Annotated in this window: 27 protein-coding genes; 14 read left to right on the plus strand and 13 right to left on the minus strand. The window is 58.5% G+C overall.

Annotated features, from left to right (window positions below; genetic code table 11):
* Window positions 1–56 precede the first annotated feature (56 nt).
* On the minus strand, window positions 57–581 hold the full coding sequence (locus SIB56_RS04620; protein ID WP_413325864.1) for an allophycocyanin subunit beta: 525 nt from the start codon (window positions 579–581) through the stop codon (window positions 57–59).
* A 212-nt stretch (window positions 582–793) separates the two neighbouring features.
* Here SIB56_RS04620 and glnA point away from each other — a divergent pair, with 212 nt between their 5' ends.
* Window positions 794–2,215, plus strand: a complete 1,422-nt coding sequence (glnA, locus tag SIB56_RS04625) for a type I glutamate--ammonia ligase (protein WP_413325866.1) — start codon at window positions 794–796, stop codon at window positions 2,213–2,215.
* A gap of 96 nt (window positions 2,216–2,311) precedes the next feature.
* Here the strand turns inward: glnA and SIB56_RS04630 are convergent, their stop codons facing one another.
* The gene (locus SIB56_RS04630) at window positions 2,312–2,584 is read right to left on the minus strand and encodes a hypothetical protein (RefSeq protein WP_413325868.1); all 273 of its coding nucleotides are present in this window, start codon (window positions 2,582–2,584) and stop codon (window positions 2,312–2,314) included.
* A gap of 146 nt (window positions 2,585–2,730) precedes the next feature.
* On the opposite strand from SIB56_RS04630, the gene SIB56_RS04635 reads away from it, so the two are divergent.
* Both SIB56_RS04635 and SIB56_RS04640 read left to right on the plus strand, forming a co-directional pair.
* Window positions 2,731–3,786, plus strand: a complete 1,056-nt coding sequence (locus SIB56_RS04635; RefSeq protein ID WP_413325870.1) for a class I SAM-dependent methyltransferase — start codon at window positions 2,731–2,733, stop codon at window positions 3,784–3,786.
* A gap of 85 nt (window positions 3,787–3,871) precedes the next feature.
* On the plus strand, window positions 3,872–4,186 hold the full coding sequence (locus tag SIB56_RS04640) for a copper-binding protein (protein WP_413325872.1): 315 nt from the start codon (window positions 3,872–3,874) through the stop codon (window positions 4,184–4,186).
* Between the two features lie 3 nt (window positions 4,187–4,189).
* Here SIB56_RS04640 and SIB56_RS04645 read toward each other — a convergent pair whose 3' ends face one another.
* Window positions 4,190–4,447 carry a hypothetical protein gene (locus SIB56_RS04645; RefSeq protein ID WP_413325874.1) on the minus strand — a complete coding sequence of 86 codons (258 nt, stop codon included), beginning with the start codon at window positions 4,445–4,447 and terminating at the stop codon, window positions 4,190–4,192.
* 54 nt (window positions 4,448–4,501) lie between these two features.
* Between SIB56_RS04645 and SIB56_RS04650 the strand changes: the two genes are divergently transcribed.
* Entirely contained in the window at window positions 4,502–4,750 is a 249-nt protein-coding gene (locus tag SIB56_RS04650) for a DUF6439 family protein (protein ID WP_413325877.1), read from the plus strand.
* Here the strand turns inward: SIB56_RS04650 and SIB56_RS04655 are convergent.
* On the minus strand, window positions 4,710–5,201 hold the full coding sequence (locus SIB56_RS04655) for an ATP-binding protein (protein WP_413325879.1): 492 nt from the start codon (window positions 5,199–5,201) through the stop codon (window positions 4,710–4,712). The two genes, SIB56_RS04650 and SIB56_RS04655, sit on opposite strands and share 41 nt — an antisense overlap.
* A gap of 40 nt (window positions 5,202–5,241) precedes the next feature.
* Window positions 5,242–5,955: a GUN4 domain-containing protein gene (locus SIB56_RS04660; protein WP_413325881.1), complete on the minus strand. Its 714-nt coding sequence runs from the start codon at window positions 5,953–5,955 to the stop codon at window positions 5,242–5,244.
* Window positions 5,956–5,995: 40 nt separating this feature from the next.
* On the opposite strand from SIB56_RS04660, the gene mnmH reads away from it, so the two are divergent.
* From mnmH to SIB56_RS04680, 4 genes are read left to right on the plus strand one after another with little or no spacing between them, the layout of a single operon-like run.
* Window positions 5,996–7,051 carry a tRNA 2-selenouridine(34) synthase MnmH gene (mnmH, locus tag SIB56_RS04665; RefSeq protein ID WP_413325883.1) on the plus strand — a complete coding sequence of 352 codons (1,056 nt, stop codon included), beginning with the start codon at window positions 5,996–5,998 and terminating at the stop codon, window positions 7,049–7,051.
* A gap of 26 nt (window positions 7,052–7,077) precedes the next feature.
* Entirely contained in the window at window positions 7,078–7,467 is a 390-nt protein-coding gene (psb28, locus tag SIB56_RS04670) for a photosystem II reaction center protein Psb28 (RefSeq protein WP_413325884.1), read from the plus strand.
* A complete protein-coding gene (locus SIB56_RS04675; RefSeq protein WP_413325886.1) occupies window positions 7,464–8,543 on the plus strand; it encodes an AI-2E family transporter in 1,080 nt (359 codons plus the stop codon). Before psb28 ends, SIB56_RS04675 begins: the two co-directional genes overlap by 4 nt.
* Window positions 8,540–9,541, plus strand: coding sequence for an AI-2E family transporter (locus SIB56_RS04680; RefSeq protein WP_413325888.1), 1,002 nt, complete (start codon window positions 8,540–8,542; stop codon window positions 9,539–9,541). Before SIB56_RS04675 ends, SIB56_RS04680 begins: the two co-directional genes overlap by 4 nt.
* 9 nt (window positions 9,542–9,550) lie before the next feature.
* Here SIB56_RS04680 and SIB56_RS04685 read toward each other — a convergent pair whose 3' ends face one another.
* Window positions 9,551–10,033, minus strand: a complete 483-nt coding sequence (locus SIB56_RS04685; RefSeq protein ID WP_413327130.1) for a flavin reductase family protein — start codon at window positions 10,031–10,033, stop codon at window positions 9,551–9,553.
* Between the two features lie 114 nt (window positions 10,034–10,147).
* On the opposite strand from SIB56_RS04685, the gene SIB56_RS04690 reads away from it, so the two are divergent.
* Window positions 10,148–10,765: a hypothetical protein gene (locus SIB56_RS04690; protein WP_413325890.1), complete on the plus strand. Its 618-nt coding sequence runs from the start codon at window positions 10,148–10,150 to the stop codon at window positions 10,763–10,765.
* On the opposite strand, the gene SIB56_RS04695 is transcribed toward SIB56_RS04690, so the two are convergent.
* The 7 genes from SIB56_RS04695 to rsmA form a co-directional block, all read right to left on the minus strand.
* Window positions 10,737–11,000 carry a hypothetical protein gene (locus tag SIB56_RS04695; RefSeq protein WP_413325892.1) on the minus strand — a complete coding sequence of 88 codons (264 nt, stop codon included), beginning with the start codon at window positions 10,998–11,000 and terminating at the stop codon, window positions 10,737–10,739. The genes SIB56_RS04690 and SIB56_RS04695 overlap by 29 nt on opposite strands.
* Window positions 10,981–11,976, minus strand: coding sequence for a protein translocase subunit SecF (gene secF / locus SIB56_RS04700; RefSeq protein ID WP_413325894.1), 996 nt, complete (start codon window positions 11,974–11,976; stop codon window positions 10,981–10,983). Before secF ends, SIB56_RS04695 begins: the two co-directional genes overlap by 20 nt.
* A 3-nt stretch (window positions 11,977–11,979) precedes the next feature.
* A complete protein-coding gene (gene secD, locus SIB56_RS04705; protein ID WP_413325896.1) occupies window positions 11,980–13,452 on the minus strand; it encodes a protein translocase subunit SecD in 1,473 nt (490 codons plus the stop codon).
* Between the two features lie 3 nt (window positions 13,453–13,455).
* Window positions 13,456–14,439: an alpha-ketoacid dehydrogenase subunit beta gene (locus tag SIB56_RS04710; protein WP_413325898.1), complete on the minus strand. Its 984-nt coding sequence runs from the start codon at window positions 14,437–14,439 to the stop codon at window positions 13,456–13,458.
* 182 nt (window positions 14,440–14,621) lie between these two features.
* The gene (locus SIB56_RS04715; protein WP_413325900.1) at window positions 14,622–14,927 is read right to left on the minus strand and encodes a DUF3082 domain-containing protein; all 306 of its coding nucleotides are present in this window, start codon (window positions 14,925–14,927) and stop codon (window positions 14,622–14,624) included.
* The gene (gene ispE, locus SIB56_RS04720) at window positions 14,924–15,856 is read right to left on the minus strand and encodes a 4-(cytidine 5'-diphospho)-2-C-methyl-D-erythritol kinase (protein ID WP_413325902.1); all 933 of its coding nucleotides are present in this window, start codon (window positions 15,854–15,856) and stop codon (window positions 14,924–14,926) included. Before ispE ends, SIB56_RS04715 begins: the two co-directional genes overlap by 4 nt.
* A gap of 115 nt (window positions 15,857–15,971) precedes the next feature.
* The gene (gene rsmA, locus SIB56_RS04725) at window positions 15,972–16,805 is read right to left on the minus strand and encodes a 16S rRNA (adenine(1518)-N(6)/adenine(1519)-N(6))-dimethyltransferase RsmA (protein ID WP_413325904.1); all 834 of its coding nucleotides are present in this window, start codon (window positions 16,803–16,805) and stop codon (window positions 15,972–15,974) included.
* An 83-nt stretch (window positions 16,806–16,888) separates the two neighbouring features.
* Here rsmA and SIB56_RS04730 point away from each other — a divergent pair, with 83 nt between their 5' ends.
* From SIB56_RS04730 to SIB56_RS04750, 5 genes are all read left to right on the plus strand, one after another.
* A complete protein-coding gene (locus SIB56_RS04730; protein WP_413325906.1) occupies window positions 16,889–17,512 on the plus strand; it encodes a uridine kinase in 624 nt (207 codons plus the stop codon).
* A gap of 139 nt (window positions 17,513–17,651) precedes the next feature.
* On the plus strand, window positions 17,652–17,837 hold the full coding sequence (locus tag SIB56_RS04735) for a hypothetical protein (RefSeq protein WP_413325908.1): 186 nt from the start codon (window positions 17,652–17,654) through the stop codon (window positions 17,835–17,837).
* Window positions 17,838–18,030: 193 nt separating this feature from the next.
* Window positions 18,031–18,213: a hypothetical protein gene (locus SIB56_RS04740; protein WP_413325910.1), complete on the plus strand. Its 183-nt coding sequence runs from the start codon at window positions 18,031–18,033 to the stop codon at window positions 18,211–18,213.
* 306 nt (window positions 18,214–18,519) lie between these two features.
* Complete coding sequence (locus tag SIB56_RS04745; RefSeq protein WP_413325912.1) at window positions 18,520–19,107, plus strand: hypothetical protein; 588 nt, start codon at window positions 18,520–18,522, stop codon at window positions 19,105–19,107.
* Complete coding sequence (locus tag SIB56_RS04750; RefSeq protein ID WP_413325914.1) at window positions 19,104–20,393, plus strand: AAA family ATPase; 1,290 nt, start codon at window positions 19,104–19,106, stop codon at window positions 20,391–20,393. Before SIB56_RS04745 ends, SIB56_RS04750 begins: the two co-directional genes overlap by 4 nt.
* Window positions 20,394–20,695 lie beyond the last annotated feature (302 nt).

The raw sequence follows: 20,695 nt of genomic DNA on the forward strand, positions 1-20,695 counted from the left end.
AAAAATGGTTGCGAACGGACAGTCCGATGCCGCTTGAAATGTTTGGAGCGGATCGCTCAGCGCTGGCGCACATCACTGGCGGCGAGTCCAGCGGCCATGTGCTCAAACGGCTGACGCACGAGAGCACAGCGTTCCTGGGGGACGCCATCGTCGAGAAGACGTTCGCACAGCACATCCGCAAGCAGAACCATGCTTCTCACTGTTGGGCCGGTCGGCACCCCAAGGCTTTTGTAGGTGTCATCAAGTCCGTTCAGAACCCGCTCGTTGAGAATGGTGCTGTCACCGGCGATCAAGGAGTAGCTGGCGTAGCGAAGGAAGTAATCCATATCCCTCAGGCAGGCAGCCAGGCGGCGGGTTGTATAGGCATTACCGCCAGGGAGAAGCAGTTCAGGGTCGGCCTGAAACAGCCTCTGACTGGCTTCACGCACAAGCTCTGAAGCTTCGCGGTTGATGATCTCAACGGCAAGAACGCGGATTCCCGCCTCATCGAAGTAGCTCTCGATGCGATCGATCGCTGAACGATCGAAATAGCGACCCAGCTGGTCGTACTGGCCGATCAGTCCGGTGATGGCATCGCGCATGCAAGCCCTGTCCACGTTGGTTGGAAGGTAACACCGACAACGGGTTGAAACCTGCACCAACAAAGGCGATCACAGCAATCTGACAGAAACGGTTACCAAGTGGCTGGCAAGAGGCAGCAAGCGAGACGGAAGGCAAAAAAGTGCCCGTTGATACAAAACAGCAGCGGATCGATATCTACGGTCAACGCGATTTACGGGATCCACCCCCCGCCATGGCCAAAACCGCGCAGGACGTGCTTCGTCAGATCAAGGATGAGGGCATCGAGCTGATCGACCTCAAGTTCACGGATCTGCACGGCAAGTGGCAGCACCTCACCGTCTGTCAGGACCTGATTGAGCCTGAATCCTTCACAGAGGGTCTGGCCTTTGACGGCTCATCCATCAGGGGGTGGAAGGCGATCAACGCCTCAGACATGGCCATGGTTCCAGATCCTGCAACCGCTTGGGTCGATCCCTTCTACAGGCACAAGACTCTGAGCATGATCTGCTCGATTCAGGATCCCCGCACGGGCGAACCTTATGAGCGCTGCCCCAGGGCTCTTGCACAGAAGGCGTTGGCCTACCTGGCGAGCACGGGTCTGGCCGATATGGCGTTCTTCGGGCCTGAGCCGGAGTTCTTCCTGTTCGACGACGTTCGTTACAACTCCGCTGAAGGCGCATCCTTCTACAGCGTTGACACCATCGAAGCCGGCTGGAACACAGGCCGGATCGAGGAAGGCGGCAACCTCGCCTACAAAATTCAAGAGAAGGAAGGTTATTTCCCAGTCGCACCGAATGACACCGCTCAGGACATTCGCTCAGAAATGTTGCTGATGATGGCGCAGCTGGGGATTCCCACCGAAAAGCACCACCACGAGGTGGCCGGCGCCGGTCAGCACGAACTGGGCATGAAATTTGCCGAACTGATCGAGGCCGCCGACAACGTGATGACGTACAAGTACATCGTGCGCAACGTTGCCAAGAAATACGGCAAGACAGCGACCTTCATGCCCAAGCCTGTCTTCAACGACAACGGCTCAGGTATGCACGTGCACCAGAGCCTCTGGAAAGGTGGTCAGCCTCTGTTCTTCGGAGAAGGCACCTACGCGAATCTCTCCCAGACAGCGCGTTGGTATATCGGTGGAATTCTCAAGCATGCGCCTTCCTTCCTGGCTTTCACAAACCCCACTACCAACAGCTACAAGCGACTGGTTCCAGGCTTTGAAGCACCGGTGAATCTGGTTTATTCGGAAGGGAACCGTTCCGCTGCCGTGCGCATCCCGCTCACCGGGCCCAGTCCGAAGGCCAAGCGACTTGAGTTCCGCTCCGGCGATGCGCTGGCCAACCCCTACCTCGCCTTCAGCGCGATGATGATGGCCGGGATTGACGGCATCAAGAACCAGATCGACCCCGGTGACGGCGTGGACGTCGACCTTTTCGAGCTTCCCGCCGAAGAGCTCAACAAGATCGCCACTGTTCCCGCATCGCTGAACGGGGCACTGGAAGCCCTCAACGACGACCATCACTACCTGCTGGAAGGAGGCGTCTTCACCAAGGACTTCATCAAGAACTGGATCGATCTGAAATACGAAGAGGTGCAGCAGCTGCGTCAGCGCCCGCATCCCCACGAATTCGTGATGTACTACGACGCCTGATCAGTTTTTCAATCAAGGCTCACCTTCACCACTGAGGAGCTTCGGCTCCTTTTTTGGTGCTGCTTAGCCTTGGATGAACAACCGAAATTTCCCGTCTCAGCCATGCCTCAGGTGGGCTAGAGCACTTTCATGCAGTTGCTTGGCGTGAAGACGACGGCGAGCACACACCTGTTGTTGGGCAAGAGCACTGCGTTGGTCCGTGAGATCAGGATGACCTTCAACCTGTGCTTGAGCGGCGCGCTGTCTCAGCACGTCATGGGCATGGTGGTCTGCCCATGCCAGAAATTCAGCCGCTGCTCGCTGCCGCCGCTCCAGAATATTGCCTGAATACGACACCACAGCTCCGGGGGCAGTCATCTCAATGGCCATCGAGAACTCCTGGTTGTCTTGAATTAATTCTGTAGCAACGGCTACCATTTTTACGGCACCTTCACAGAACTTTCAGGAAGGCGTCACCAGAGGTCCACAGCGGGCGTCTCAATCGATTGAAATACCCCTTGGAACTGATCCGTTTCATGGCGCCCAGCTTCACTGAAATCGCTTACCGCACCATGCAGCAGGGGCGAAGCCTCGCAGGCTTGGTGCATAAGGAGCTGAGCACCAAGGTGATGGAGGTGGTGGCGCCGGATGTCGTGCCGAAAACGCGGCCGGTTCCAAATGAAATGATCAACGCGCTGCGTCAGTCCCTCGATGCGCTGAACGAGAAAGACTGGCAGGACTCTGAATCCGGCGTTTATCCACAGTCACTGCTGTTTGATATCCCCTGGCTGGAATGGGCTGGTCGCTATCCACGGGTCTGGCTGGATCTGCCGTCCAACTGGGCGAGGAGACGCGCCAGAGATGTCAAGGACATACCGGACCTCAACAACCGTGATCTCTATCCGGAGTATTACCTCCAGAACTTTCACCATCAGACCGATGGCTACCTGAGCGACCACTCAGCCGAGCTTTATGACCTTCAGGTTGACATTCTCTTCAACGGTGCCGCCGATGCGATGCGGCGTCGGATCCTGCCTTCGCTTCGTGCGGGACTGAACCGTTTTGCAGATCGCCCGCAGGGCAGCCTGCGCATTCTCGATGTGGCCACAGGGACCGGCCGAACCCTCCATCAGATCCGGGCCGCCCTGCCGGAAGCCACCCTTGTCGGCGTCGATCTCTCCGAGGCCTACCTTCGCCAGGCCAACCGTTGGTTGAACCAGTCCAACAAACCTCTGGTACAGCTGGTTCAGGGGAACGCGGAACGGATGCCCTTTGATGACGCCGGCTTCCAGGCAGTGACCTGCGTGTTCCTGTTTCACGAGCTTCCTCCTGTTGCCCGGCAGGCGGTTCTGCAGGATTGCTATCGACTTCTGGAACCCGGTGGAGTGCTTGTTCTGGCTGACTCGGTTCAGTTGAAAGATTCACCTCAGTTCGATGTGGCCATGGACAATTTCAGACGCGTGTTCCATGAGCCCTACTACAGAGATTTCATCATCGATGACATCGACCAGAGGCTGAAGGATGCCGGATTCAGCGATGTTCATGCCGAATCCCATTTCATGACACGGGTGTGGACAGCCACCAAGGCCTGAACACGCTGGCGCAGTGATTCCCTGACAAACACGCTTGCACGGGCAGGGGAACCCCATATGGTGCAGAAACTCAGGGACTCCGTCCATGTCGAATCCTTTTCGGATCCGCTGGCTGCGGGGATGGACGTTTCAGGTTGTCTTCATGGAAGGCAAGGTGCAGGTTGAAGCACACGGGTTCGGAATCTGTCTGAGAACGGCACTGAATCCAGGCGAAAGCCCGAATGCCGCTGCGGATCGTCTTGTGCTTGCAGAGGATCGCCGTCGGCGGGCTCTCTACCAGGCGTGGGTGAAAGGCCAGCCCCTTCCTTCACCGCAGGAAGGCCAGCCTCATCCTGAAGAGCGTCTTCAGGCAGCCCCTGATTCACTGGTGGTGGTCGATGGAGCAGCGGTAGCAGCCTGAGGTTCAGCGTGTCAGCCACCATCCCAGAAACAGAGCGGGTCCCCCCCAGCGCAGTGCTCTCCAGAATCGCTGGCCCCTCTCCGGAGTGATCAGCCAGTTGAGAGCATCGGGATCCGCATCGATCAGCTGACGCAGCAGACGGCGCTGCTGGATCCGACGGCTGGAGCGACGATCATTCCCTTCCCAGGCCCTGGGTTGATAGCGAAGAACAGAGCGAAGCCCATGCAGTGCCCCTCGACTTCGAAACCGCCTGTTCACCACCACCGGGAATCACAGAGGTCAGGATAGAAGCATCACTGTTGATCAAACGCCGACGTGTCCGCAAAGAAATGGCCTGAACAGGCGATTGAACAGGCGCTGAATCTGCATCAAAGCCTGAGCATCAGTGATCGTGAGTGGCACAGACTTAAATCAGATGCCGATCGACGCGGCGCTGAACTGTTGGCTGCGGCATTGGCACAGCTGCTCCAGAACGGACGTAATGATGATGTTGAAGCGCTGACCCAGCAGGCCCTCGGCTGGATCAGGGGTGAACTGAAAGACCCTGGATGTCCGCGCCATTGACTGGTCCCTGACTGGTCCCCGGACGACGACAGGCAAGCTGCACTCTGTTGCCACGACGGATCCAGCGGATGTCATCGAAACACTGATGCATCAGAAACAGACCACGCCCCTGATCGGCATCAAGCTGATCGGGAAGACAGCCCTCCCGGGCATGGCTGGGCAGGCCGTCACCCTCATCCTGGATCTGCCAGATCAACCAGTTCGGCGTAAGGATGCGTCGGATCCTTAGGCACTTTCTGGGATCTCCGTCATTACCGTGACGCACCGCATTCACCAGTGCCTCCTGCAGACCCAGTTGAAGGCGAGAGCACGTCTCAGTGCAGTCCACCGGCTCAAGCAACAGCTCCATCAACGGACTGAGCTGGAATGTGGACGGAAGGATGAAATCAGCCCACCGCAATGAAGGCAGAAATCGGCTGAACATCAGGACCGTTTCATCCTTTTCGACCATACCGGCCTGCTGACGTTCTGCCAGAGGAAATCAAACACCCTCAGGTTCTGATGGCCAGGCCTGGATGCTGAAGAAGCGCATCCATCAGACGCACTCCCCTGAGCTGATTGACCAGAGGCATGTGGCCCTCAGGAGCATCCATGCTCCACAGGAAGCTGCCCGGGTAACGGGTCCAGACCCCCTCATTCTTCCAGCCGATCTTGGGCCAGAGCCTCTCGTAGCGACCACCTAGAGCGCTGAGCAGACGTGCCTGAACGGTGAACCCGAAGCGCCCCTGGGAATAGGCGACCCAAAGCCTGTCAATGGTGGTCAGATCAAGCGATTCCATGGGCGGGACCTCGCTGAAATAGACGTATCCCCTCTGCACCGCCTTCTCACCCGCCAGTTCACGCAGGGCGCAGCTGGTGAGGCGGTCAGCCTCTTCGAAGTGTTCCCTGAGCAGCGCCTGCTGCAGATGCGTGTAATCGATGTCGAGGGACGATGGCGCATGAAACCAACCACCTGAAACTCCTGGAATGGCCTCAAGAGCTGCCGGCTGATGGCGCTGAAGGATCTGAAGAATCCAGCCCGCTCCCCAGTCATCGCCATCACGGGAGTAGGACTTCAGAGCCTCCTCCGCCTTTTCGGGAAGCTGCTCAGAGACCTTCTCCAGCGCTGAAGCCGTGGAACGCTTCTGTCGGGAGGACCCGGAAACCAGTCGATCCAGCAACTGATCAATGCCGGGTTGGGTGGTTGGTGGTCGTCCGGAGAGCATGGCGTTGTGCCGGCACTGACTGGCTCAGCGTTGGCCCACTATGTCAGGCATGGGCAACAGCATCCTGACCGGCATCGATGAGTTCCGCAGAGCGGCGGGGCCAGTCGTGGATGTGAGAACTCCCTCGGAATTCATGCAGGGGCACTGGCCGGGCGCGGTGAATGTGCCTCTGTTCACAGACGATCAGCGCCATCAAGTCGGTCTCACTTACAAGCAGCAGGGACGACTGGATGCGATCAAACTCGGTCTGCAGCTCTGCGGACCCGCTCTCGCTCAGTTGTCTGCTGAACTTACCGGGGCAGCCGACCGACCTTCTGCTCCTCTGAGGATCTACTGCTGGCGAGGAGGGATGCGCTCCAACAGCATGGCCTGGCTGGCTGGGCTCAGCGACCATCCCGTCACGGTTCTGGAAGGGGGCTACAAGAGTTACCGACGCTGGGTCCTGGATCGTTTCAACCAGACCTGGCCACTGCGGGTGCTCGGCGGCAGAACTGGAACAGGCAAAACAGACCTGCTGCTGGAACTGAACAGACAGGGTGCAGGTGTGATTGATCTTGAGGGGCTCGCCAGTCACCGCGGCAGCAGCTTCGGCAATCTCGGCCTGCCTGCACAACCGACCAGCGAACACTACGAAAACATGCTCGCGGAAGGTCTTGAGTATCTGTATCAAAACGGTGCGACGGAGATCTGGCTGGAAGCCGAAAGCATCCAGGTGGGACGCTGCAGGATTCCCAAAGGCCTCTTCGATCAGATGCGGAAGGCTCCCGTGCTGGAGATTCAGCGCAGTGACAGGGAGCGAGTGGAGCGACTCGTGCAGGTTTACTCGAGCCATGGAAAGGCCGATCTGCGCGAAGCCACCGAACGGATTCAGAAACGCCTCGGCCCGCAGCGCACCCGCCAGGCGCTTGAAGCGATTGATGCTGAGAACTGGGATCTCGCCTGTCTGGCAATGCTCGATTACTACGACAGCTGCTACGACCGTGAACTTGAGCGTTCTCCAGCGAGAGTCACTGTGAATCTCGAGGGTCTTGACACCAGCCAATCAGCCAGGCTGCTTCTGGAAAAAGGGCACATCGCTCCGCGGATCTGCAACTAAGATCCACACCTTCAAGCTCTTGAACCATGGCAGAAGGTAACAAGGCGGCAATTCAGTTCTTCCGCGGCACTGACGAGCCGGTTGTTCCCGATATCCGCATGACCCGCAGCCGTGACGGTCGAACCGGTCAGGCCAAATTCGTTTTCGAGGAGCCGAAGGCCCTTGCACCCGAAACGCTGGAAGCGATCGCCGGCATGTGGATGGTCGATGAGGAAGGTGAGATGGTCACCCGTGAAGTGAACGGTCGTTTTGTCAACGGCAAGCCGTTTGCTCTGGAGGCGACCTACACCTGGAAGAGCGAGGCGGATTTCGAGCGCTTCATGAGGTTTGCGCAACGTTATGCGGATGCCAACGGCATGGGCTATTCGCAGAACTCCGGCGACAATGCCTCCAGTGAGGAAGGAACGGACGGGTGAAATTTCAGCACTGGCTCGGACTTGCGGCATTGCTGACATCCGGGCTTCTGCTCTGGAGTCTCCGTGAGGTTCTGATCCATCTGTTTGCCGCTGTGGTTCTGGCCATGGCGATCTGCACAATTGTGGGGGCCATTCGCAGACGCTGGGCGATTCAGCGGCCATTGGCGCTGAGCCTCTGCCTTCTTGGCCTTCTGTTGATCGTGGCGATTGCAGTGGCTGTGATCATTCCCCCCTTCTTCAGCCAGTTCCAGCAGTTGCTGGTGCAGCTGCCCGATGCAGCGCGTGAGCTCCAGCAGATCGTGATGGGCTGGATCAGTCATGCGTCATCACTGGTGTACGGAGCAGACACCCCATCGGACATTGGATCGCGTTTGGTGCCGGGAGGCCTGTCGTCCCTCCCCAGCAGCACAGCCCTGGCGTCCGGAGTGAGCGGAGGCATCAAAGGATTGCTCGGCCTTGCCAGCAATCTCGGCAGCGGGCTTGTTCAGCTGTTGTTTGTGATCGCCGTCGCTCTGATGGTGTCGATCCAGCCTGAGGCCTACCGCAATGTGACCATTCAACTCGTGCCCTCGTTCTATCGGAGACGCGCCGGAACCATTCTGCTGCAATGCGGCGAAGCCCTCAGCAGCTGGATGATCGGCGTGCTGATCAGTTCCCTTTGCGTGGGGCTCCTGGCCGGAATCGGCTTGTCACTGCTCGGCGTGAAACTGGTGATGGCCAACGCACTGCTGGCCGGACTGCTCAATGTCATTCCCAACGTCGGGCCCACTCTCAGCACCGTGTTCCCGATGGCGGTTGCTCTGCTTGATGCTCCCTGGAAGGCTGTTGCCGTCCTGGGGCTTTATGTGGTGATCCAGAACGTTGAAAGCTATGTGATCACACCCTCGGTGATGCAGCACCAGGTGAACCTGCTTCCTGGTCTCACGCTTACAGCGCAGTTCATCTTCACGGTTCTGTTTGGACCACTCGGGCTGCTGATGGCCCTGCCACTGGCGGTGGTGATGCAGGTTCTGATCCGCGAGATCGTGATTCACGACCTCTTGGATCCCTGGAAGAAGCGCCGCGCAGCCGCATGAACCCGAGCAATCTGCTGGCGGCTCTCACCCTCGTGGTGCTTGCTCTACTGACATGGCAGCTGCGCTGGGTACTGCTGGTGCTGTTCGGTGCGGTCGTTCTGGCTGTGGCCCTGGATGTTCCCGTTCACCATCTGATCAGTCGACATCGGATCCCGCGTCCGATCGCGCTCCTGACGGTGCTGCTGATCGGAATCGTGGGCGGTCTGCTGGTCATGCAGCAGCTGCTGCCGCAGTTGATCAACCAGTTCGAACAGCTCACCACACTGCTGCCCTCGCTGTTCGCTCAGGTTCAGGCTCTGCTGTCCGATCAACCTCTGCTCGGAAATCTTGCTCAGGACCTGCCCGACCAGTTCAGCTGGGAACGTATTCAGCCATTCGGATTCCAGTTGCTTGGCGTGGCCGGCGGAGCCGCCAACGGTCTGGTTCAGGTGCTGTTGATGAGCCTGCTGGCTGTGCTGCTGGCCCTGGATCCCTTGGCTCACAGACGCATGGTGGTTGCTGCGACACCGCGGCCCGCCCGTGCATCCATGGAGGAGCTGCTGGACCAGTGCCGCACCGCTCTGGGTGGCTGGCTGGCTGGCATGACCCTGTCCGCTGTGGCGATGTTTCTGTGCACCTGGGCTGGGCTGGCGCTTCTGGGCGTCCCACTGGCGCTGCTCTCGGCACTGATCTGCGGACTGCTGACCTTCGTTCCCACGATCGGCCCTACAGCGGCAACACTGCTTCCTCTCAGCCTGGCGCTGATGATCTCTCCGGAGCTGATGCTCCAGGTGCTTGTGCTGCGCCTCGCACTGCAGAACCTGGAAGCCTTTGTGCTCACTCCGCTGTTGCTCAGGCGCACGGTGAATCTCCTGCCCACGATTGCCCTCACAGCCCAGCTGAGCCTGGGGGCTCTGCTGGGCTTGCCCGGCGTTCTCCTAGCGTTGCCACTCGTGGTGGTGCTTCAGGTGGGGATGGAGCAGGTGGTGGTCGGCAAGATCATGGACCGCTGGAGCTGAAGGAGCAGATCAGCCGCCGTATTGCCAGCCGGTGCTGCTCAGCTCGAGCGCGTCACCGTCTCGATGAAGCACAGCTGACTTCACCTCGCCGATGAACACGGTGTGGTCGCCATGGGCCAGCTCGCCCACCAGTTCACACTCCACACCACCGAGTGCATCCTTCAGGATCGGCAGACCGAGGGAGCCGAGCTCGAAGGGAGCCGCCTCGAAGCGACCACCAACAGCCGCCTGGGGTTTGAAGAATGTCGCAGCCAGATTCTTCTGGTCTGCAGCCAGCACGTTCAGGGAAAAACGTCGGGTGCGCTGAATCATGCCGTTGCTGGTGCTGTCGGCACGCACTCCCATGACGACCAGGGGGGGCTCAAATGATCCCTGGGTCACCCAGCTGGCGGTGAATCCATTCACCTCATCACCTTCCGCGACTCCGCAGATGAAAAGGCCATGGGGAATTTTCCGCAGCAGTGTCTTCTTGGCATCCAGATCAAGCGACATGGCGGTGGTTTCTGACAACGCGGGCAGAATAGGCAGAAGCGTGACAGCACAACGCATCAGGGCAGCGGGCAGCCGCGGGAGGCTGCTAGTTTTCACCCTCTCTGAGCGAGATCCGTGGAGCGGCCCTCCTCTTTGATGGTGTTCGCAACGGTGGCCGGAAGCGGAATACTGGGCCTTCTGATCTACGCAGGATTCTTCTACGCGAATCTGCGCCGCAGCACGGCCTCCAGTGAGGCTCAGCTCCCTATTCCCGCCTACCCAACACAAGCGGAGGCGGAGCAGGCATCCAAACGCTGGATCCAGGAGGGCGGGAACTTCACCGTCACGTCCAGGCAACGCGTTCGCAGATCAAGACCTCTCACACTTCAGGAACGACGCAAACTCGAACTTCTGGCTGATGAGAAGCGGAGAGCCCGGATCGAAGCCGCCTATGAAAGCTGTCTCGAGAAGGCGGCAACGGATCTCGCCAAAGAGCTCTGCTCCTTTCAGCAGACTCCCTTGAACGACGCTTCAAGGGCAGCGGATGCCGGCCTGGATAAAGGGCTTCCCACCACCAAAATGGTTGAGGACGTGCGGGTCCAGACCAGTGAGCGCCCCCGGCGGCAGTGCACTCAGGTGGCGTCCTACCGACGCTTCAACTGCCTGGAATTCGACGTTGAAAAAAATGCCGACCTCTCTCCGGATCAGCGGAACTCTCTGGGAATCAGGGCTTATCGGCAGTTTCGCTATTAGCACTGCGCCATCGAGGGCCGTAGCGGCGCCAGAGAGACGGTTGCAGGAGCAGCACCACCACTGCGAGCAGGTGATGGCGCACCGCGAAGATCAATGAGGTGAAGGTGATCTGGTCCGCCAGCAGTCGCAGTTCCGTTCTGAGATCACTCAGTGCCAGCAGAAGCAACAACAGAGGGATCCAGCGCTGGGATCGAAGCGTTGCCCGGGCTGCGCTTTCAGGCACTGGCAGCGGCACCGGAGCGTGAGGGCCAGATGCTCAGAAGAGAAGGCGAGAGGGCGATGCTTGACCAGCTGCCGATGATCACACCAAGCGCCAGGGCAATGGCGAACCAGTAGAGCGTTGAACCCCCGAACAGAATGAGAGCCGACAAGGGCAGCAGTGTGGTACCGCTTGTGTAGATCGTTCTGGTCAGCGTGGCTGAAACAGCACGGTCAACCTGCGTGGAGAGCGGCAGGTCGCCATCGATCCGCTGGCGTTCGCGGATTCTGTCGAAGACCACAACCGTGTCATTCACCGAATAGCCGGCGATGGTGAGCAAGGCAACAGCGAACAGACTGTCGACCTCCAGACCGGTGGTGAGCCCGAGCCAGGCGAAAATTCCACAAACGATCACGATGTCGTGTGCCAGGGCCACCAGGGCCAGAAAGGCGTAGCGAGGGTCGTAGCGAACGGTGATGTAGAGAGCAATTCCTGCAAACGCAACCAGCAGCGAAATCAGACTGCTGCGCAACAGCTGACCGCCCAGGCTGGGCCCGATGGTGTCGACGGACTGCCCCCCGGCTTCGAAGGGACCGGCTACGGGCTCAAGCGCTTCAATCACCGACTGGCCCTGGCCAGCGGAGAGTGCGGGCATGCGCAGCACGATCGACTGACCTCGATCCAGGAGCTGAACCCTGGCGTTCTCCAGCTTGGGTGATGGTTGACCTTCCGGTGCCGGCAGGTCAACCCGCTGAAGGGCATCCTCAACCGCGATGGTGCTGAGCTGGTCGCAGGTGTCAGCGCAGCTTCGCTCGAGCTGAATCTGAGTTCCTCCAGTGAAATCGAGTCCCGGTCTCAGAGGCAGTCCGATCTGAGGGTCAGTCCAGCTGCGCACGATCCCCATCAGACTCAGCAAGACGCAGACAGCCGACACGAGCCAGACCTGTCGTCGCCGGCTTGTGAGCGGGAAGCGCAGAGGTCGCTCTTCAGATCCGGATGAATTGAAAGCCATGGCTCAGGACGCTGTCGTTGGGAGTTGCCTTGCAGGCAGGAAATTCGTCGCACGCCGCAGACCCTGGTAACTCATCAGGAAGCGCAACAGGGTGCGGGTGCAGGTCAGCGCAGTGAACAGGCTGAGCAGAACACCGATGCCGAGCGTTGCCGCAAAACCCTTCACGAGGCCTGTGCCCAGGGAAAAGAGGGCTGCACAACTGATCAGCGTGGTCAGATGACCATCAACGATTGAGGAAAAGGCTTCGGAGAACCCTGTCTCAATGGATCGGATCAAGGTGTTGCCTCGCCTCAGTTCGTCCTTGATGCGCTCGAAGATCAACACGTTGGCGTCGACCGCCATTCCGATGCTCAGAATGAACCCTGCGATGCCAGGAAGCGTCAGCGTGACAGGAATCAGGGCATACACCGCCAGGTTGAACAGGGCGTACAGGCTGAGAGCCATGACGGCCACAGCACCGGCGAGTCTGTAGATCAGCAGCATGAAAACGCCGACGAGGACCAGACCCGACAGAGCGGCGATCAGGCTGCGTCGCACGTTCTCAGCTCCCAGTGACGGCCCGATGGTGCGCACCTCGAGAATCTCCACCGGCAAGGGAAGCGAACCACCCCGGAGCTGAACCTCGAGGTCACGGGCATCCTCCGCGGTGAAATTGCCGGAGATGGATGCCGTGCCACCGGAGATCCCCGCGGCCTTGTACTGAGGGCCGACGCTGGCTTCACTGATCAGTTCACCATCGAGAACAATGCCCAGCAGCCGTCCCGTGCCGGCGATCGACTGGGTGAGCTGGGCGAATTTCTCTCCGCCCTCGGCGTTGAAATTCAGCGTCACCTCCCACCCGGAACCGTTCTGCTGCTGCTGACGACCTGCGCTGATCAGTTGCTTGCCGGTGAAGGCCGTGGGCTCGAAGCGATCAAGAATTTCCCTGTTGGTTCTCTCAAGCAGCTGCTCCAGCTGTTCAGTTTCTGATTTGGCTGTTCCTTCAAGACCCAGTTCCTTCTGACGTTTCTCAAGCTCCTTCTGCTCCTCTGCGTTGAGCTCGGGATCATCCTCTGCGGATCGCGTGTCGAGCACACTCAGCAACTGGGCTCTCAGCTGACGCAGGCTCTGAACCTCCTCCTGCGTGTCCGGCTGCTGCGCCCTGAACTCCAGCAGTGCTGTGCTCCCGAGCACGTCTGCGGCTCGAGTGGGATCGGTGACACCAGGAAGCTGCAAAACGAGCTGGTCATCGCCGACGGTCTGCAGCGTGGATTCAGCGACGCCGAGTCCATTGACCCGGCGATCGAGAACCGCCTTGACGGCTTCCATCTGCTCGGCGCCGATAGTTGTGATCTCAGCCGCCGGCTGAACCTCCAGGGTGAGCTGACTGCCCCCCCGCAGGTCAAGACCGAGCTGCAGCGGGAAACTCGACAGCACGGCCGCTGCCGCAATGGCGAGCGCAAGGATGAGGGCGAACCAGCCCTGTTGGCGGGCCATCAATCAGAGCCCCTGACGAACGATGGTCTGAGCCGCTTCAACGATCTGGTGCGGCTGAATGATGGTGAGGTTCTCGAGATTGCCGTTGTAGGGGGTGGGGATGTCCTGGCTGGAGAGCCGTATGGGCCTGGCATCAAGGTCATCGAAGCAATGCTCTGTGATCAGCGCGATCAGCTCGGCACCGATGCCACCGGTTTTCATGCATTCCTCCACAACAATCACCTTGTGGGTCTTGCGGATCGAGCGGGCGATCGTCTCCATGTCGAACGGTTTGAGACTGATCAGATCGATCAGCTCGGCATTGATCCCGTCGGCATCGAGCTGCTCGACAGCCTTGAGGCAGTGGTGGCGCATCCTTGAGTAAGTGAGGATCGTGATGTCACTGCCTTCACTGACCAGATCCGCCTGATCAAGAGCACAGGTGTACTCGCCGTCGGGCAGTTCCTCAGTGAGGTTGTAAAGCAGCACGTGCTCGAAGAACAGCACGGGATTGTTGTCGCGGATGGCCGCCTTCATGAGGCCTTTGGCATTGGTCGGCGTGCTGCAGGCCACGATCTTGATCCCGGGAACTGCATGGAAATAAGCCTCAAGTCGCTGGCTGTGCTCGGCGCCGAGCTGGCGACCCACTCCCCCGGGACCACGAACCACGGTCGGGATCGTGAAATTCCCACCACTGGTGTAGCGCAGCATCCCCATGTTGTTGGAGATCTGATTGAAGGCGAGTAGCAGGAATCCCATGTTCATGCCTTCGACGATCGGCCTCAGACCGGTCATCGCGGCACCGACGGCCATGCCGGTGAAGCTGTTTTCAGCGATCGGGGTGTCGAGAACCCTGAGTTCGCCGTACTTCTCGTAGAGATCCTTGGTGACTTTGTAGGAGCCGCCGTAATGGCCGACGTCCTCTCCCATCACACAAACGTGTGGATCGCGGGCCATCTCCTCATCGATGGCTTCACGAAGTGCGTTGAAGAGAAGCGTCCCTGCCACGGCGTTGCTGCAATCCCGGCCATGCCGGCGTCAGCGGCCAAGCTATCTCAGTCCAGGTGTGTTCAGCCCCCGGCGGCGAAGGTGGCGAGCAGCAACACCGAAAGAAGCAGCCCCGGTGACAGAAGCAGAACAAGCTGACCGAGATCGTGGATGGTCATGACCGCAGAGGCTCTCAGCCGAGGCTAGGCAGTGTCGACCTCTCCCTTCATGAAAAGACTGCGAAGAAACACCAGGAACAGGCCCAGTCCGATGAAGGCGAAGCTGAATGTGGCCAGGAAACACATGCCGATGAACAGCGTCTTCATGGCAGACGCGATGTTCTGGGCTGTGCTGCTGCTGAAGTTGGAAGAGTGTGTCGCCAGGTAGACGACCACTTTTTTGCTCAGACCGAAACTCAACCAGGCCAGCACAAGGCTGGTGACGGAACCTGACAGGAAACTGAGGGGTCCCTTGCGTGGTTTCGCGCTGGCTGTGTCGCTGTCAGTCATGTCACCAGCCTGACGCCGTGTGGAATTAGAGAACAACTCCAGGATTGCAACCCCGCATCCTGAAACAGCTGGTCAGAATCCTGACGGGCCCGTTCTGCAGCGTTGCGGTTCTGAAAGAGAGCAAAGCAACTGGGGCCCGAACCGCTCATGGCCACACCGATCTGTCCCGAAAGAGGTTCAAGCAGCTTCAGCGCATGCTGCACAGAGGTGTTCTGCGGTTCCACCACCTCCTGCAGATCGTTGCGCAGGGGTGGAGGGACCTGAGCTCGCAGCGGTTGCAACCATGAAGATGAGCGCAGGGACTCACGACGCCGCTCAAATGCTGGCTCTCCCTCGAGGTAATGATCACGCCGCTGGCGTTTGCATTCGCCATAGGCCCATGGCGTCGACACGCTGATGGATGGATCCTTCACCAGAACAACTCCCATCGGCGCCGAGACTGCCGGCAGAACTTCAAGCCGTTCTCCCCGGCCGAAACAAAGCTGGGTGCCGCCGGCGATACAGAACGGCATATCGGACCCGAGTTCGGCTGCCAGCGTTTCGAGCTGGGCAGCGCTCAGGCCCAGCCCCCAGAGGGTGTTCAGGGCCACCAGTGCTGCTGCTCCGTCACTCGACCCCCCGGCGAGGCCGGCGCCGATGGGAATGCGCTTGTGCAGATGCATGCGTGCGCCCAGTTCATTGAATCCGGATCGTTCACGCAGCAGCCGTGCCGCCCGCAGGATCAGATTGTCCTCTCCGCAGCTGAGTTCTGGCTGGTCACAGCTGAGGGTCAGGCTGGCATCCGCGGCGTTCTCACAATCGAGCTGATCGGCCAGATCAATGCTTTGCATGACCATGGCCAGTTCATGGAATCCATCACCCCGCAGGCCTAGCACTTCCAGATGCAGGTTGATCTTGGCCGGAGCGCTGACGCAGACCGGAGCCGTCATGAACAGGACGCAGCGAAGTCGGTGGAGCTCCGACAGGAATTCGGAGGTTAATCCACAGTCAGCAGAGGAATTTGCAACGAAGCAGAGCGTGTTTCGTTTGAAAAACCACGGCGGATCAGCCGGACCGTTCCGTTGCGTTCAATCCTCTGGCCAGGGCAACCCAGTTCTGCGGATCCACGTCCTGGGGTCGCTGCTGCAGATCGATCCCCGCATCCAGCGCCAGCTGCTTGAGTTCCTGCGGAGGCCTGACTGCCGCCAGCGTGTTGCGCAGCATCTTGCGCCTTGCCAGGAAGGCCTGCTTGAGCAACCGTTCCACGCTGCGGCAGAGCTCAGGATCAGGGCGCTGCTCCGCCGGCAGAGGATCAAGCCTGATCACCTCGGACTGCACCCTGGGAGGTGGCTGAAAGCAGCGAGGAGGCACAGAACAGACGCTTTCACATCGGGCCAGAAGCTGCAGACGCACACTCAGAGCGCTGAAACTGGTGTGCCCTGGACGGGCACGGATTCGTTCAGCCACCTCTTTCTGCACCAGCAGCACGAGCCGCTGATAGGGAGGATCCACAGGCCGATCAAGCCGGCCGATCAGTCGATCCAGCAGCGGCCCTGTGATGTTGTAGGGAATGTTGGCCACCACCTTCGAGGCCTGGAAGCCGTCTGGCAACGTCAGTGGCACCTCCAGAACATCCCCCTCGCAGAGCGAGAATTGCTGCCTGGAACTGAAACGCTCCTTCAAGCCTGCAACCAGGTCACGGTCCAGTTCGACGGCATGAACAAGCGCTGCAGGGCTTTTAAGAAGGCGATCGGTGAGAGCACCACGGCCCGGCCCCACTTCAAGAACTCGATCTCCCGGCGCCAGCTCCGCAGCCTCAAGGATCCGATCCAGAATCCGTTCATCACGCAGCCAGTGCTGACCGAACCGTTTGCGGGCCGAATGTCCTGCGAAGCTCATCTCAAGCGGGCCACGGGTTCACTGTGCACCAGAGGAGTCGCGACGGAACGCGATGATGCTGACGTTCAGTCATTGGGCGGTTGATGGACAGACCTGCCCTGTTGATCTGCATCGCAGGCCCCTCCGCGGCGGGTAAGACTCACTTCAGTGGAGAGCTGCGCAGATCGCTTGCCCGAACTGGAATCCCGGCGGTGCATTTCGGCTCGGATGATTACTACCGCGAGCACTGGACACCGGATTCGCGCTATGGATTCGACACGGTCGATGCCATCGACAGGGATGCGCTGATCAGAGACGTTCAGGCTCTGATCGAGCGACGTCTGCAGCATCGACGCCGTTACGACATGGGCACCAGGGATGTCAGCTGGGAGTCCCTGAACGAGATCTGGGAGGTTGTGCTGCTGGAGGGAGCGTTCGGCCCCCAGCTGCTGATGGATCATCTCCGTCCCGATCTTCTGATCTACGTGAGCGCATCACTGCCGATCAGGGTGATTCGCCGCCTGCGCCGGGATGTGCGCGAACGCCAGCGATCCAGCCTGTCGGTCTTGCGTCAGACGGTGATGCAGATGCTGCCGGGGGAGCGGCGATTCATCCATCCGCTCAGAGATTGCGCTGATCTGATCGTCCGCGATGTTTCAACGGGTCTTCCGCTGGCGATCAAGCGGATTGAAGATCTGATCAGAACCTCAGGAGCTCCGGCACCCTGATCCAGCGCACAGGTCGGGAGCTCGGCGGCAGGGGCACCAGCGCAAGCACCACCTCAAGATGGCCCCGCTCGCTCCAGGGATGATGCGCCTGCCAGCAAGCAAGTTCATAACGACTTGCTGGACCTAAGCCCTCAGATCAATGACCACTCAGGAGCAAGTGATTTTTTATCTGATCGATGACGGCACCAACGACCTCTTCACCCTGCTGAACGAGGGCCAACGCTACGGGACAGGGGCAGCTGCCCTTGCTCACCGCAAGCCAGGCGAAAGCATCTGGAGATGCACCGGTGCCGTTATCCCAGACGATCAGGAATTAACCGCGTGAGACACATCTTCGAACTGAAGTTGTATTACCGCTTTACCCCTGTCGCACAGGGGCTTTTTAATGCTTAGTGGGTCTAATAACGCGAAAGCAATAATATCGCTTCAGCTCAATCTAAAGGGTTAGTCAATAATATAGTTTCCTTTTTTAGGGGTGCTATCGGTACTGTTAAACCGCTCTGCTCTTTTCACCCTCCATGTCGTCCACCCAAGCCAAAATACTCCCCCCGGCAACAGAAACTTTCTCAATCTGTGTGCCAGCGGGAACTCGCCAACGTCTCGAAGACTTCCGCTACGAATACGGCTTCGCTTCACGCAATAAAGCCGTCTACGAGCTGATCTGCTCTGGACTCCTCGCTACCGAAACCAAACCAACCTGAACACAAAAAAATCCCTGGCGGTGAACCCAAACACCCCAGGGACCTACTTGCATTTCACATGGCAATGTTAAAGCAACTCCCTACGCAGGGGCACGAAGGTAAAGACAGCCCTTGGTGGGCTGAGCCCTTACCGCTTCCACCCGCTTACGACGCCCTTGTCGATGTCGAAAGGGATCGAAAGCTAGCGGCAGTTATGTGTTTCGTTGCTCGCGTTGCAAAGCAACGTGGCACGACATTCACGCAGCAAGTCGAAATCTGGAAAGGGGTAATTGAGTGAAGTCTTCAGGACGCAATCAACCTTGCCCCGTGTGCCAACGCACCAAAGATTCCGATTGTCGATGGAACGACGAGACCATCCTTTGTCACACCGGCACTGATCTCAAATCAGGTGACACCATCACCATCGGTGGAGCCGTCTGGGCATTCATTCACCACAACGGTGGTCATAGCGGCAGAGCAGCTGTCTTCAAACCCCATCGCCCAAGATCACGCGATCAATGGCGTCGCGATATTCAACGCCGCACACCAAGCAGCCCCCGCGAACTGCTCGCCATTCAGACCAAACGCGATGAATGGACTTCCATCCTTGATCAGTTCTTCCTTGCCTTTGATGCCGCATGGAATATTCCTGATTTCTATGACTCCACTCCAGACCAACTAACCGCTTCATTCGCATTGATCGACGATGCGCAAACAAAAGCGGCTGCTCTAGCCCCGCATCTTCCGACCATTTGGCGTGAGCATGCAGACCTCAAGCAACTCCACAAGCTCCGCGTCGAAGAGCACCTGAAATCCATTGCCCTGATGGCAGACGATGCCAAGCGGTTTCAACAGACAGAACTCGGTATTCCTTGCCGTGCGGCTGTTTATGCAATCGCTGAGCAGATCACATGAGCAGTGCTCCCACTCCACCTGATCTCGCTGAGGTCTTTGAACTGCCTACCGCCAACGGTCAGCCCACACCTCATCCAGACGACCTTCCCCTTGATGAGTTCATTGGCCTGAAAGTTGATGAACTCCTCGATCTCCGGCTTAAAACCACCGACACGTGGCAAAAGGAGATGGCGATCATCTCGGAGCTGGGCTGGCGTGGTTTGAAGAGGCCAGACATCGAGACACGGATGTATTCAGCACTCGCTGATCGCTGGAAACTGGCCATCAGCCAATCGCACACCAAAAAGCGCAAAGGCCGCGCACCCAATCAGACACGCGAAGGCGAGCAGCAGCAGATGCTCATTCATGGATTCCTGCCGTGGAAACGTGATGCAGTGCTGTTCGGTCCCGGTGGTGCAGGCAAAACAACCGCAGCCGTTTCCATTGCTTGGTCAGTCATTACAGGCGAGCCATTTCTTGATCATGAAATCCCCTCTGACATCACAGGCAGAGTCCTTTTCATTGGCTCTGACGGCGGCACTGGTGCCTATGACATGTTCCAAAACACCGCAGAAGATCTAGGCATCGCAGATGACCCTCGCTGGGTTGCAGGCATCGAACATTGGGGGGCTGATGAAATCGAAGGCACTGGCGCATGGTCAGTCACCCCTGCAGGTCTCCAAGAACTCAAGACCGAACTTGAAGAGAACGACTACGCCTTAGTCGTCATCGACTCATGGAAAGCCGTCCTGGAACTCGCAGGCATTGATTTCGGTATCGGTCCTGTCGGCACCATCGTGCGATTGATTCAGGCGCTTATAGGCAAGCACTGCAGTGCTCTTTACCTTCACCACCCTTCAGGCAATACCAAAGGCAAAGGCATCGGCGGTGCAGGCGGAAGCCAAAACATCAATCAGATTCCCTACGCCGTTCATGAGATCCGCGTCGAACCCGTCTCTGATGACAAGCCCAAGTGCGTTCGATGGATTGCGCACAAACTTCGCGGATACCAATCCAGGGAATTTCTTTACCGCCTCGCGGCTGCTGGTTTCCAAATCGTGGAAGGCGAAATGGTGCGCAATTGCCGTGATGACGTTCTCATCACCATTGCTGACCTCGAACAAATGGGCACCGCAACCACCACTAACGCTGTCGCCAACCTGCTCCCCGGACGCAATGACTCCACCCTTCGGAACAACCTCACCAAACTCCGCCAAGACGGTTGGCTTAAAAAGTCAGGCGCCAGCTGGCATCTCACTCCAGTAGGCAAATGCCGCTTGACCCAAATGATTGGGGGTCACACATAGGGGTATGTGTAAAAGGGAAGAAGGAAAATATCTTTATAAATGGTTGGTATTACTAGGTTTCTTGCTTGTAGCTGATCGGGAATTCCTCAGGATTTTGAGGGAATCATCAGGAAGTCATTCGTTTTCCCGAGACGCTTTTCTCTGCTTTCTCAGTCCTCACAACCGTTCTCAGCAATAAATTCCCGATTGACCGCATATACATACCTATCCCCCTCCCCCCCCTGCATGCTTTGCCTAATGACATCTAATAAAATCAACCAATATCAGAGGCTCTAATACAAATGAGTGCATCAATAGAGCAG

Source organism: Synechococcus sp. MIT S9503 (assembly GCF_047304175.1).
Lineage (GTDB): Bacteria > Cyanobacteriota > Cyanobacteriia > PCC-6307 > Cyanobiaceae > Synechococcus_C.